The organism is Streptomyces sp. NPDC024632, from assembly GCF_055559175.1.
On the sequence record NZ_JBVHLD010000017.1, the window covers coordinates 195,329 to 207,936 of the forward strand.

General features: G+C 72.1%; 15 protein-coding genes. 10 read left to right on the forward strand and 5 right to left on the reverse strand.

Translation table 11 applies throughout. The annotated features are described in order from the left end of the window. Positions 1-111: 111 nt before the first annotated feature. Both ACZ37P_RS30120 and ACZ37P_RS30125 read right to left on the reverse strand, forming a co-directional pair. Entirely contained in the window at positions 112-585 is a 474-nt protein-coding gene (locus tag ACZ37P_RS30120; protein WP_355348208.1) for an ATP-binding protein, read from the reverse strand. Positions 586-870: 285 nt separating this feature from the next. Continuing rightward, complete coding sequence (locus ACZ37P_RS30125; protein ID WP_467349493.1) at positions 871-1,815, reverse strand: VldE C-terminal domain-containing protein; 945 nt, start codon at positions 1,813-1,815, stop codon at positions 871-873. 137 nt (positions 1,816-1,952) lie between these two features. Between ACZ37P_RS30125 and dapE the strand changes: the two genes are divergently transcribed. The 3 genes from dapE to ACZ37P_RS30140 all read left to right on the forward strand — a co-directional run bounded on the left by dapE (position 1,953) and on the right by ACZ37P_RS30140 (position 5,099). Next, positions 1,953-3,020: a succinyl-diaminopimelate desuccinylase gene (gene dapE, locus ACZ37P_RS30130; RefSeq protein WP_391161651.1), complete on the forward strand. Its 1,068-nt coding sequence runs from the start codon at positions 1,953-1,955 to the stop codon at positions 3,018-3,020. 155 nt (positions 3,021-3,175) lie between these two features. Continuing rightward, complete coding sequence (locus ACZ37P_RS30135; protein WP_467349494.1) at positions 3,176-4,261, forward strand: alpha/beta hydrolase; 1,086 nt, start codon at positions 3,176-3,178, stop codon at positions 4,259-4,261. Between the two features lie 16 nt (positions 4,262-4,277). Then, positions 4,278-5,099: an LOG family protein gene (locus ACZ37P_RS30140; protein WP_391127380.1), complete on the forward strand. Its 822-nt coding sequence runs from the start codon at positions 4,278-4,280 to the stop codon at positions 5,097-5,099. An 81-nt stretch (positions 5,100-5,180) separates the two neighbouring features. On the opposite strand, the gene folP is transcribed toward ACZ37P_RS30140, so the two are convergent. Beyond that, complete coding sequence (gene folP / locus ACZ37P_RS30145; RefSeq protein ID WP_467349508.1) at positions 5,181-5,993, reverse strand: dihydropteroate synthase; 813 nt, start codon at positions 5,991-5,993, stop codon at positions 5,181-5,183. Between the two features lie 128 nt (positions 5,994-6,121). Between folP and ACZ37P_RS30150 the strand changes: the two genes are divergently transcribed. Then, entirely contained in the window at positions 6,122-6,484 is a 363-nt protein-coding gene (locus ACZ37P_RS30150; RefSeq protein ID WP_391161649.1) for a DivIVA domain-containing protein, read from the forward strand. Further along, entirely contained in the window at positions 6,477-7,058 is a 582-nt protein-coding gene (locus ACZ37P_RS30155; RefSeq protein WP_391049310.1) for a DNA-3-methyladenine glycosylase I, read from the forward strand. Before ACZ37P_RS30150 ends, ACZ37P_RS30155 begins: the two co-directional genes overlap by 8 nt. 97 nt (positions 7,059-7,155) lie before the next feature. On the opposite strand, the gene chcB is transcribed toward ACZ37P_RS30155, so the two are convergent. After that, the gene (gene chcB, locus ACZ37P_RS30160; RefSeq protein WP_355348187.1) at positions 7,156-7,938 is read right to left on the reverse strand and encodes a 2-cyclohexenylcarbonyl CoA isomerase; all 783 of its coding nucleotides are present in this window, start codon (positions 7,936-7,938) and stop codon (positions 7,156-7,158) included. Between the two features lie 268 nt (positions 7,939-8,206). Here chcB and ACZ37P_RS30165 point away from each other — a divergent pair, with 268 nt between their 5' ends. After that, on the forward strand, positions 8,207-8,374 hold the full coding sequence (locus ACZ37P_RS30165) for a DUF3117 domain-containing protein (protein WP_069464762.1): 168 nt from the start codon (positions 8,207-8,209) through the stop codon (positions 8,372-8,374). Positions 8,375-8,460: 86 nt separating this feature from the next. Here the strand turns inward: ACZ37P_RS30165 and ACZ37P_RS30170 are convergent, their stop codons facing one another. Next, entirely contained in the window at positions 8,461-9,096 is a 636-nt protein-coding gene (locus tag ACZ37P_RS30170; RefSeq protein WP_355348344.1) for an O-methyltransferase, read from the reverse strand. Between the two features lie 212 nt (positions 9,097-9,308). Between ACZ37P_RS30170 and sigE the strand changes: the two genes are divergently transcribed. From sigE to ACZ37P_RS30190, 4 genes are all read left to right on the forward strand, one after another. Beyond that, positions 9,309-10,076: an RNA polymerase sigma factor SigE gene (gene sigE / locus ACZ37P_RS30175; RefSeq protein WP_355348341.1), complete on the forward strand. Its 768-nt coding sequence runs from the start codon at positions 9,309-9,311 to the stop codon at positions 10,074-10,076. Further along, the gene (locus tag ACZ37P_RS30180) at positions 10,073-11,014 is read left to right on the forward strand and encodes a zf-HC2 domain-containing protein (RefSeq protein WP_355348183.1); all 942 of its coding nucleotides are present in this window, start codon (positions 10,073-10,075) and stop codon (positions 11,012-11,014) included. The genes sigE and ACZ37P_RS30180 overlap by 4 nt, the downstream gene beginning before the upstream one ends. 173 nt (positions 11,015-11,187) lie before the next feature. Beyond that, positions 11,188-11,685 (forward strand): sec-independent translocase, encoded by a 498-nt coding sequence (locus ACZ37P_RS30185; protein ID WP_355348180.1) that lies wholly within the window; start codon positions 11,188-11,190, stop codon positions 11,683-11,685. A gap of 147 nt (positions 11,686-11,832) precedes the next feature. Continuing rightward, entirely contained in the window at positions 11,833-12,447 is a 615-nt protein-coding gene (locus ACZ37P_RS30190) for a hypothetical protein (protein WP_355348177.1), read from the forward strand. Positions 12,448-12,608 lie beyond the last annotated feature (161 nt).

Here is a 12,608-nt window from a genome sequence, read left to right on the forward strand (position 1 = left end):
GCGAACCGGGGTGACGAACCAAAAAGGGTGGGGGGGAAATCCCGACCAAAAAAAAAGGGGGGGGGCGGGGGCCCCCCCCCCCCCCCCCCCCCCCCGCGTGCGGTTCGGCGATCAGCCCAGGGGGAGGCCCTTGAGCGGCAGCATGTCGGTGGTGGGCAGCGCGCCGGCCGGCAGTTGGCCGGTGTTGGGAAGCGCGGAGACCGGCAGCGTCTCGGTGTGCGGGGCGACGCCACCGGCGGACTCGGCGGTCTGGCCGACGATCCGGCCCGCGGAATCGGCGGCGTCGCCCGCGGCCTTCTGCGCGGCCGGGGCGGCGGTCCTGCTCGCGGTGCCCACGATGCGGCCGGTGGCCGGGAGCGTGGTCTTCATCGCCTGGGTACCGGCCTGCCCGGCCACCCCGGTGGCCTGCTGGGAAGCGCTGTCCAGCGTGTTGCCGACATTGGCGCCGTCCAGATTGCTCAGCCCGCCCAGGTCCGTCGGCGGCAGCGCGGCGGCCTGCGCGGCGCCCGCTCCGATCAGCGGCGCGGCGGCGGCGCCGATCAGCAGGGCGGCCTGGGCGAAGCGGCGGGTCAGGGGGAGGGACATGGTGCTCCTTTTACGGAGTTGGCTCCGTGAGGGGACGTATTGCGTCCGCCGGGCGGACGTCGTGACTACCGCTCAAGGAGCCCGAAGGTTGCGGTCGTTCGAGGTAAAGAGTTGGCAATGTGTCGCATTATAGGAATCCGACAGATCGGATATAGCGGACAGCTCATATGACTTTGATGAAACGTCACATCCCTGCTGCGCCAAGGGAATTGCCATCCGGTCGAGCGGTTTTCCCGCAGCCCGCGTTTGACCGCGGGAGCGGGCACTTCCGAGTGAATGCGCGCACTATTGCGCGACGGTGATCCGTACGTATCCGTCCGGCTTGACGGCCGCGGAACCCTGCGCGCCGCCCGCTTTCTGCTTCTGCCAGCCCTTGCCGGACTGCGCCGCGGCCCACTTCCGGCCGCCGAAGGTCACCTGCTCGACCTTCAGGTCCTGCGCGTGCGCCACCGCCCACTGCGCCAGCTCCCAGCCGCGCCGGGTGCCGTCGCCCTCCGCCGCGCCGCCCGCGGGCCTGGCGGGCACCGCGACCGTACGCGGCTCGTCGGCCGCCACCGGCTTCACCTGGTTGCCGAACTCCCGCGTCAGCCTGGCCGTGACCTGCGACGTACTGCCCAGCTTGCCGCCCGCGCTGAAGGGCGTGTCCGAGCCCGTCGTACAGCTCAGCGCGCCCGCCTTGCGCCCGTACAGCGCCGCCGACAGCAGCGTCGCGTCCGCCTCGTGCTTCGCGTACGCCTGGGGGAAGCCGCTCTTCTGCACGCGCTGCGCCGCCACGGTCAGCGGCAGCCGCGAATAGCCCTCGATCTTCACCAGGCCGTCGAAGAAGGCGTTCGTCGAGTACACCGGGTCCTGGACCTGCTGCGCGGTGCCCCAGCCCTGCGAGGGGCGCTGCTGGAACAGGCCGAGCGAATCCCGGTCGCCGTGATCGAGATTGTCCAGCCGTGACTCCTGCAACGCCGTGGCCAGGGCTATGGTGAGCGCCCTTTCCGGCAGCCCGCGCGAGGTGGCCACCGCGGCGATCGTCGTCGCGTTCGCCGCCTGCGACGGGCTCATGTCCAGCGTGTCGCCGTCCGCCGTCACTGTGCAGTCCGCGCTTTCCGGCGCTTTGTTCTCCTCCGCGGCGCGGTAGAGGCCATAGGTGGCGAGCCCCAGCAACACCACGGCCGCTGTGGCGATCCTGCGGCCCCGGCGCTTGCGCTTGGGGGGCTTCTGAGGGGGGGAGCTGGGCACGCGCCGAGCGTACCGAAGGCGGCGGGCCCCGAATGACCTACGACGGCGCCGTCTTCGGCTTTCTCCTCCGTGCGCGTGAACGGGGCAGGCGGCCGGGGCCTTCGGGGCATCCGGGCCCGAGGCCCTACGCTCGGCGTATGCGCAGCGAACTCGACCTCAGCCAGGATGCCGCTCGGCTCACCGCCCAACTCGTGGACGTGCCGTCCGTGAGCCAGCAGGAGAAGGCGCTGGCGGATCTGGTGGAGGAGGCGCTGCGGGGGCTGCCGCACCTGACGGTGGACCGGGACGGCGACGCGGTGGTGGCGCGGACCCGGCTCGGGCGCGCCGAGCGGGTGGTGCTCGCGGGCCACATCGACACCGTGCCGATCGCGGACAACCTGCCGTCGCGGCTGGACGAGAACGGCCTGCTGTGGGGCTGCGGCACCTCGGACATGAAGGCGGGCGTGGCGGTGCAGCTGCGGCTGGCGGCGACCCTGACCGCGCCGAACCGCGACCTGACCTACGTCTTCTACGACGCCGAGGAGATCGCGGCCGAGTTCAACGGACTCAAGCGGCTGGTCGAGCGGCACCCCGAGTGGCTGGCCGGGGACTTCGCGGTGCTGATGGAGCCGACCGACGGCAAGGTCGAGGGCGGCTGCCAGGGCACCCTGCGGATCCGGGTCGAGACCACCGGCCGCCGGGCGCACTCGGCGCGGAGCTGGCTCGGGGACAACGCCATCCACAAGGCCGCGCCGATCCTGGACCGGCTCGCCGCGTACGAGCCCCGCCGGGTCGTCATCGACGGCCTGGAGTACCGCGAGGGGCTGAACGCGGTGCGGGTCGAGGGCGGCCACGCGGGCAATGTGATCCCCGACTCCTGCGCGGTGACCGTCAACTTCCGCTTCGCGCCCGACCGGAGCGAGGCCGAGGCGCTCGCGCACGCCGAGGAGGTCTTCGACGGCTTCACCGTGGTGCTCACCGACAGCGCGCCGGGCGCGCTGCCCGGCCTCGCGCACCCGGCCGCCGCCGCCTTCGTGCGCGCCATCGGCACCGAACCCGCCCCCAAGGACGCCTGGACCGACGTGGCCCGCTTCTCCGCGCTCGGCGTGCCCGCGGTGAACTACGGCCCCGGCGACCCCAAGCTCGCCCACGCCCGAGAGGAGCACGTCGCGGTCGCCGCCGTGCTGGAGGCCGAGGAGCGGCTGCGCGGCTGGCTCACCGACTGACCGGGCCCGATCCCGCGGCCCCGGCGACCGCCCCGCCTCACTCGTCCGATTGATCCGGCGAAAGGCGGAGCAACCGAACAGGGGTGCCCATCGGTCTTCCCTCGCGGCATGGTGTGATCGGAGCCGTAGGGATCGGTTGGGGGAAGAGGCGTGTCGTGGGACTGACCAGCAGAGGATTCGCCGTACTGCTCCTCGTCGTCGCGGTGGCCGCGGTGGCGGGCGCGGTGCTGCTCTGGCCGCGGGTACGGGGCCCGCGGCCGGTACGGGTCGTCGCCCGCGTCGGGATGATCGTGCTCTGTCAGGTCACCGCGATCTTCGTGGTGATTGTCACGGTCAACAACGACTACGGCTTCTACGCGTCCTGGGACGACCTGCTCGGCAACGCCAACAGCGGCGGCAAGTCCGTCGCGGGCCCCACCGCCACGCCCACCCCCACCAAGCCCGACTACCGGGTCAAATTCGCCTCGTACTCACAAGGCTTCGAGAAGGCCACCGTGCGCGGCTGGAAGTCCGGGACGAAGGGCGACGTCATCGTCTGGACGCCGCCGCAGTACAAGAAGAAGGAGTTCGCGCACACCCGCTTCCCCGTCATAGAGGTCCTGCACGGCATCCCCGGCACCCCGCACAGCTTCCTGCGCGGGATGCGGCTCGGCCAGATCATGCAGGGCGAGATCACCGCCGGCCGCGCCGAGCCCGCGATACTCGTGCTGCCCACCATCACCCCGGACCGGGCCAACACCGGCTGCGCCGACGTGCCGGGCAAGAGCAAGGTCGGCACCTGGCTCACCGACGACGTGGCGCAGACGATCGCGCACAATTTCCGTACGCTCCCGGCGCCGCGCGGCTGGGCCGTGATGGGCATATCCACCGGCGGCTACTGCGCGGTGCGGATGGCGCTCGAACACCCCGACCGGTTCGTGGCCGCCGCCGCGATGGCCCCGGACAATCCGGCCGAGTCCGCCCGCGGTGTCCGCTCGCCGCTGTGGCTGGCCCAGAACACCCGCCCCGACGTGCACATCCTCATCGAGTCCAGCAAGCAGGACCCGGAGAGCCCGCCGAAATTCGGCGACTGGATCACCGCCGCCGTCCGGCCGCCCACCTCGGTCAGCACGCTGCGGATCGACCGCGGCGGGCACAACTGGAAGACCTGGGGCGGAATGTTCCCCGCGGCCTTCACCTGGGTCAGCGCCCGCCTCGAAGCGCCCCGGGCGGTCCCATTGGCGCCGTCCGCCGCACCATGATGCGTACGCTTCCCGTATGACTGACTCACACACGGGAGCGGCCGGGCAGAGTCCGGACGCGCAGGAGGCGGCTGCCGCGGCCAACGAGGCGGCGGAGACCGTGCTGACCGGCAAGGGCTGGCCGGAACGGCACACGGGCCCTGTCGTACGGCGGCGCGGCCAGGTGCAGGCGGGGACCACCGATCAGCGGTTGCTGGACAGTCGAGGAGAGTCGGACTGGGTGCACGGCGACCCGTGGCGTGTGATGCGGATCCAGTCGGAATTCGTCGAGGGCTTCGGCGCCCTGGCCGAACTCGGCCCCGCCGTCAGCGTCTTCGGCTCCGCCCGCACCCCGGTGGACTCGCGTGAGTACGCGGCGGGCGTACGGATCGGCCGCGCCCTGACCGAGGCCGGTTTCGCCGTCATCACCGGCGGCGGCCCCGGCGCGATGGAGGCCGCCAACAAGGGCGCGCTCGAAGCGGGCGGCATCTCGGTCGGCCTCGGCATCGAGCTGCCCTTCGAGCAGGGCCTCAACTCCTATGTCGACATCGGCGTGAACTTCCGCTACTTCTTTGTCCGAAAGACGATGTTTGTGAAGTACGCGCGGGGATTCGTCGTGCTCCCCGGCGGCTTCGGCACCCTCGACGAACTCTTCGAGGCGCTCACCCTCGTCCAGACCAAGAAGGTCACCCGTTTTCCGATCGTGCTCTTCGGCACCGAGTACTGGGGCGGCCTGGTCTCCTGGATCCGCTCCACGCTCGTCGCGGGCGGCAAGGCGTCCGAGGCCGACCTGGAGCTGTTCCACGTCACGGACGACGTGGACGAGGCCGTGGCGCGGGTGACGAAGGAGAGCGCCTAGGGCCTCGCAGGGCCCCTGGCCCCCGCCTCGCAGACCCCTGGCCCCCGCCTCGCAGACCCCTGGCCCCCGCCCAGCGGGCCCCTAGGCCAGGCCCCTGCGGGCCACGGCGGGCGGGCGGTGACCCGCGATCGAGGCCACCATCTCCAGCACCTGACGGGTCTCGGCGACCTCGTGGACGCGGTACACCCGCGCCCCGAGCCACGCCGACACCGCCGTGGTGGCCAGCGTGCCGATCAGCCGCTCCTTGACCGGCCGGTCGAGCGTCTCCCCGACGAAGTCCTTGTTCGACAGGGAGACCAGCACCGGCCACCCCGTCGCCGTCATCTCCGGCAGCCGCCGGGTCGCCTCCAGCGAGTGCCGGGTGTTCTTGCCGAAGTCGTGACCCGGGTCGATCAGAATCCCGTCACGCGGCACGCCCAGCGCCGCCGCCCGCTCGGCCAGCCCCACCGTCACCCGCAGGATGTCGGCCATCACGTCCTCGTACCCCACCCGGTGCGGCCGGGTCCGCGGCCGCGCGCCGCCCGCGTGCGTGCACACCAGCCCCACGCCGTACCGCGCCGCGACCTCCGCCAGCCGCGGGTCCACCCCGCCCCACGCGTCGTTCAGCAGGTCGGCGCCCGCCTCGCACACCGCCTCGCCGACCTCGTGCCGCCAGGTGTCCACGCTGATCACCACATCCGGGTGGCGGCGGCGCACCTCCGCCACGAAGGCGACCGTGCGGCGGATCTCCTCCGCCGCCGAGACCTCCTCGCCGGGGCCCGCCTTCACCCCGCCGATGTCGATGATCGCCGCGCCCTCCGCGACGGCGCCCGCGACCCGCTCCAGCGCGGGTTCGTCGGTGAAGGTGGCGCCCTGGTCGTAGAACGAGTCCGGCGTACGGTTCACGATCGCCATGATCACCGGCTCCCGCTCGCCGAATTCGCGGGTCCCCAACCGAAGTGCCACTGCCGCTCCTCATCTCAGACTCATGCGATCGTGGCACGATCGTGCCTGACACGTAGGCCGGACCCCGGGAGATCGAGTTGTTCTGGTTCATGCTCATCGCGCTGGTCGCGGTGGTCGCCGCCGTCGCGATGGCCGTACTCGGTGACGGCGGCACCCTGCGGGACTCCGAACCCGACCGGATCGACGACCGGCTGCCCGCCGACCGCCCGCTCATCAGGTCCGACATCGACGCCGTCCGGCTGCCGATCGCCGTACGCGGCTACCGCATGCTGGACGTCGACGAGGTGCTGGACCGGCTCGGGGCGGAACTCGCCGAGCGGGACGCCAGGATCGCCGACCTGGAGGCCGTGCTGGCCGGGGCGCGGGCCGACGCGGTCGGCGCCCCCGTGACGCCGTCCCTGGACAAGGACGAGACGCCGCGGGACGACACCGGTGAGTGACGCGATCGTCGGGCCCGACGGACTCGCGCGCTGCCCCTGGGGGCTGTCCGCGCCGGATTACGTGGCCTACCACGACACCGAGTGGGGGCGGCCCGTGCACGGGGACGACGCCCTGTTCGAGCGGACCTGCCTGGAGGCGTTCCAGTCCGGGCTGTCCTGGATCACGATCCTCCGTCGCCGCGAGGGGTTCAGGGCCGCCTTCGACGGCTTCAAGATCGACGCGGTCGCGGGCTTCACGGCGCAGGACGAGGCGCGGCTGCTGCTCGATCCCGGGATCATCCGCAACCGGGCGAAGATCGCCGCCTCCGTCGCCAACGCGCGGGCCGCGCAGGCCCTGCGCGACAGCTACGACGGCGGGCTCGACGCCCTCATCTGGTCCTTCGCGCCCGACCCCGCGACCCGCCCGGCCCCGCGCCGCCTCGCCGACGTGCCCGCCACCACCCCCGAGTCGGTGGCTCTCGCCAAGGCGCTCAAATCCCACGGCTTCCGCTTCGTCGGCCCCACCACCGCCTACGCCCTGATGCAGGCCTGCGGCCTGGTCAACGACCACCTCGCCGACTGCTCCGCCCGCTAGGGCCCGTCCGGACGGGCCGGAGGTCGCGCCGCACCCGTGCCCCCTTCAGCCCGTCCGGCGATCGAGGACCGGCCGGAGCGGCGACGGGCGTCCCGCGTCAGCGGCCCACGTAGCGCGGAGGCTGCTTGGCCACGAAGGCGTTGACCGCGATGCGGTGGTCCTCGGCGGCTCCGGCCAGGGTCTGGAGCTCGTCCTCCTTGGCGAGGGTGGAGAGCAGGGAGTGGGCGGCCCCGTGGGCGAGGGACGCCTTGATGGCGGCGTAGGCGACGGTCGGCCCCTCGGCCAGCCGCCGGGCCACGGCGACGGCCTCGGCGGGAAGATCCGCGGCGGGCACGACCCGGTTGGCGATCCCGAGGTCGTACGCCTCCGCGGCCCCCACCGAGCGCGGGAAGAGCAGGAGATCCGAGGCCCGGCTGTGCCCGACCAGCCGCGGCAGCGTCCACGACACACCCGAGTCCGCGCTGAGCGCCACCCCGGCGAAGGACGTGTTGAAGGCGGCGGTGTCCGCCACGATCCGGTAGTCCGCGGCGAAGGCGAACCCGGCCCCGGCGCCCGCGGCGACCCCGTTCACCCCCGCCACCACCGGCTTGGGCATCGTCGCGATCGCGGTGACGATCGGATTATAGTGCTCGGCCACCGTCGTGAGCCCGCCGCCCGCCGCCAGCGTCGCCAGATGCTCCTTGAGGTCCTGTCCGACGCAGAAGGCCCGCCCGGTCGCGGTGAGCAGCACCGCCCGCACCGCGGTGTCGTCGGCCGCTTCCCGCAAGGCGTCCCGCAGGGTGTTCTTCGTGTCCGTGTCGAGCGCGTTCATCGCCTCGGGACGGTTGAAGGTGACGGTCGCGAGCCCGTCGCTCACCTCGTACAGAACGCTGTCGGCCATGGCTGAACCCCTTCGTCGCGGCATCGGTCCTGGCCAGAATGCCGGACTTCACGGCACCCCGACATGTGACGTACGTCAAACGTCCGACCGAACCGATACCCTTCGGGAACCCGGTCGATCACTGTCCACTCGCCGAATTGGCCGGTTTTGGGGAGGGCCCATGCTGAACGTAGTGCGACCGATGTTGGTCATCGGGTCGATAGATGCGGGATAATGGCCGAGAACCAATGTGTTCGAGTCCGAGCTGGTTTCAGGAAGGGGAACGAGCATGGCGGCCATGAAGCCGCGGACGGGTGACGGCCCGCTCGAGGTGACCAAGGAGGGGCGGAGCATCATCATGCGCGTTCCGCTTGAGGGCGGCGGGCGGCTTGTTGTCGAGCTGACCCCGGACGAGGCGGATGCCCTCGGCGACGCGTTGAAGAAGGCCATCGCCTGAGACCAGCGGTCCCATAAATCGTCGCGGCCCCGTACACGGAATGTCGTGTACGGGGCCGCCGTCGTTTTCCTGCGCGCGCCGCCGCGTCACTTCCGGCGCACCGCGCACAGCAGACCGTCGTCGGTCGGCAGCAGGACGGGGGAGAGCCGGGGGCTGTCCCGGACCGCGCGCATCAGCTCGCGCAGCCGCACCGACTCGGCGTCCTGGTGGGCGGCGTCCAGCGCGCGCCCGCGGGCGAAGGCGCCCTCGAAGCAGACCAGGCCGCCGATCCGCAGCAGCCGCAGCGCCTCGTCGAGGTAGTCCAGGTACTCCAGCCGGTCGGCGTCGCAGAAGACCAGGTCGTAGCCGCCGTCGGTGAGCCGGGGGAGCACGTCCAGGGCCAGGCCGGGGATGACGCGGGAGCGGTTGGCGGCGAAACCGGCCTCGCGGTACGCCTCGCGCGCGAGCTGAAGGCGGTCCGGCTCGGTGTCGACGGTGGTCAGGATGCCGTCGGGGCGCATGCCGCGCAGCAGGTGGATGCCGGAGACCCCGGTGCCGGTGCCGATCTCGACGACGGACTTCGCGTCCCCCGTGGCGGCCAGCAGCCGCAGGGCCGCACCGGTGCCGGGCGAGACGGGCCGCAGACCGGCCGCGTGGGACCGGGCGCGGGCGCGTATGAGGGCGTCGTCCTCGGCGACGAACGCGTCGGCGAACGCCCAGCTCGCCTGCCGGTTGCCGGTAATGTCCCTCTCCCTGTCCCCGGGTCGATCCCTGTCGTAGGTGCAGCCCGCCCGGCGACTGTATCCGCTGGGGGCGGGAACCCGCTGATGGGACTGTGCGTTATCCGTAAGGACGGCTACCGGCGGGAGAAGGCCCCGGCTCTCCCCGCCGAGTGGAAGTCCTGGGAAGTCAATGGCAACAGCGCACTTATCCGGAGCTAACGGGCGAGGTGGATATGGTAGGGGCTCTACTGGACACCACCAGAGCCGACAGGGGAGGTGCGGCTGCGGCCGGTGACAAGGGAGGAACGCTCAGGCGTATTCTCCGGTCCGCCGGACAGCCGAAATCCGTGACCAACACTGCTGATGACCGTTCACGCGAAAACACTCCCGCGACCGCGACGTTCGCCACCGACGGGGACGCTCAGGCGTGGACGCCTCCCTCTTGGGAGGAGATCGTCAGTACCCACAGTGCCCGGGTGTACCGGCTGGCGTACCGCCTGACCGGCAACCAGCACGATGCGGAGGACCTCACCCAAGAGGTCTTCGTGCGGGTCTTCCGTTCCCTGTCCACCTACACGCCCGGCACGTTCGAGGGCTGGCTGCACCGCATCACGACCAATCTCTTCCTGGACATGGTGCGCCGCCGCCAGCGGATCCGCTTCGACGCCCTCGGGGACGACGCGGCCGAGCGGCTGCCCAGCCGCGAGCCGTCCCCCGCGCAGCACTTCAACGACACGCACTTCGACGCGGACGTCCAGCAGGCGCTGGACACCCTCGCCCCGGAGTTCCGCGCCGCCGTGGTGCTCTGCGACATCGAGGGACTGTCGTACGAGGAGATCGCCGCGACGCTGGGTGTGAAGCTGGGCACGGTACGGAGCAGGATTCACCGTGGCCGCTCCCACCTGCGCAAGGCTCTGGAACACCGGGCGCCCGGCGCCCGGCCGGCTCCCGCGCTCGCTGCCGCCACACAGAAACCTGGCCAGGAGGGCGGGAGAACGTGAGCAGTAGCGGTTCAGGCGAACAACGTGCAGCGCCTGCCGAGCAGCACCTTGGCGACCGGCTCGCCGCATTTGTCGACGGCGAGCTCGGCGACGACACCCGGGACCGGGTGCTCGCCCATCTGGTGACCTGTCCGCAGTGCAAAGCCGCTGCCAGCGAGCAGCGGCGTCTCAAGAGCGTCGTGGCGGCCTCCGAGCAGCCGATGCTCTCCGCCGGGCTGCTGGCCCGGCTCCAGGGCCTTCCCGGCCTACCACCGACCGGCGACGGGACCGAGGACGCCGACCGTACGCGTGACTGGCGCGACCGGGACGACGAGGGCCACGGCCCCGGCGCCGCCGGCGGGCGGGACCAGGAGCGGCGCGGCCCCTTCGACGGCGGCCTGCTCGGCTCCGGCGTGTTCGGCGGCGGCGGTTCACGGCGCCGCGAGGAGTTCTCGTACCTCACACCGGGCCGCGACCTCGTGCCCGGCGGCTCCGGCGGTCGCGGTTTCCGCATCCATGAGCTGACCCGCGCCGCCGCGGCCGACGGGCGCCCCGAGGACCGGGAGCAGCCGGAGGCCCCCGCGCACAGCGGCTCCGGCACCGCGGCCTCCCGCGGCAGGCGGTTCGCCTTCGCCGCCGCGGGCGCCTTCTCGATGGCGGCCATCGCCCTGGGCAGCGCCCTGCCCATGGAAGCCGCGGTCGACGGCGGCGCCCGCCCCGACGACGGCCCCGCGGTCAGCCCGCTGAGCGCCAACTCCGTGCCGGACACCCGCGGGGTCACCCCGCGCGGCGTGCTCGACGCCGGGGACCGGCGCATGCTCCGCGCGCCCGCCGCGGTCACCTCGGTGACACCCGTTTCGGTGACCCGGCCGCTGATGGCGCCCGGCGCCCTGCCGCTCGTGACGCCCGCCGCTTCCCCCGTGTCGCCCGGTCCCCAGGCCCCCGCGATACGGCGCTGACCGGCCACCGGCCGGTCTCCGGCCGGTCACCGGAGCGGGCTCGGGGGCTGACCCTTTACCCCCTGGCGACGTACTGTTAGCCGGAGCCACTCCCGCACCGCCCGCGTGGACAGGTACCGTAAAGTCCGCCGGACCCTGCCTTCCCGGCTGTGGACGTCCCAAGGAGCTGCAAGGTGTTCTTCGACATAGGCCCGCTGGAGCTGGTCGCGATCGTGGTCCTTGCCGTCCTCGTCTTCGGCCCCGACAAGCTGCCGAAGGTCATCCAGGACACCATGAACTTCATCCGGAAGGTCAGGGAGTTCTCGGACAGCGCCAAGGAAGACATCCGGCGGGAGCTGGGTCCGGAGTTCAAGGACTTCGAGTTCGAGGACCTCAATCCGAAGACGTTCATCAAGAAGAATCTGATGAGCGACAGCGACATGGACGAGCTGGGCCTCAAGGACATCCGCAACGGCTTCGACTTCCGCAAGGAGATGGCCGAGGTCACCGACGCGGTCAACGGCGTGGAGCCCGCCTCCGCCGCCAACGGCTCGTCCGGCGCGGCCGGTTCGTCCTCCGGCGTGCCGGGACCGACCTCCGGCGGCGGCTCCTCGGCCACCCCCGACAGGCTCCGCAAGAAGGACGGCCTGGAGCCCGGCGAGGCTCCGCCGTTCGATTCCGACGCGACCTGAGTCAACCAGATCACGCCTTTTCACCCCTCCAGGTGGCTATTGTCCGTGTGTTCGCCGTCACCGTGAGCCGGTTCGGCTCCCGAACCCACCCAGGGTCGGGCAAGATGGCGAGTCGCCCAGATGGGCACGGAGGAGGCGTAACACCGCATGGAGACGAAGACCGGCAGTGCTCGTGGGACGGTCGACGGCTACTTGATGGCCGACTTCCCTTGGTACGGGCTGGACGAGGCGTTCACCGGACGGCGCTGGCTGGGCACGGTCGGCGTGAGCGGGGACGGCACGGTCGAGCACGGCTCAATAGGGCATGGTGACGAGCCTTCGCTGAAGGCGGCTCCGGCGGACGCGGAAGGGCTGCGGTTCACCGCGGTCGTCACCCTCGCCAACCGACCCGGACGGCGCAGCTCCGACGGCACCGGCGTACTGGAGGCGACCTCGGTCTCCTCCGCGGCCTGGCTCGCCGGGTCCGGGCTGCTGTCCTGCACCTGGCCCACCACCATGGACCGGGCCCTGCGCCAGGACTGGCTCGACCAGCAGACCGCCACCGCGTGGGAACTCGCCGACGACCTGGCGGGCAGCGGCTGGTCGACGCTGACCCTTCCGGTCGACGGCGACCCGACGCCGTTCCACTACCGCGAGTCCGAGTACGGCTGGGTCATGGCGGGCTCGGCCCGCGGTGTCCACCTCGGCGCGTACGGCCGCGGCATGAGCGCGTACGGCCTCGGACTGGCCGTGGTCAAGGACGTGACCCTGTACGAGGTCTGAGGCGCCCTCAGGGCGCTTCCAGGCACCTTTGCGGCGCTCCGCGGACGGCGGGGGGGGGGGGGGGGGGGGGGGGGGGCGGGGGGGGGGGGCGGGGGGTGGGGGGGGGGGGGGGGGGGGGGGTGGGGGGGGGGGGGGGGACGGAAGGGGTGCTCTTTCACGCT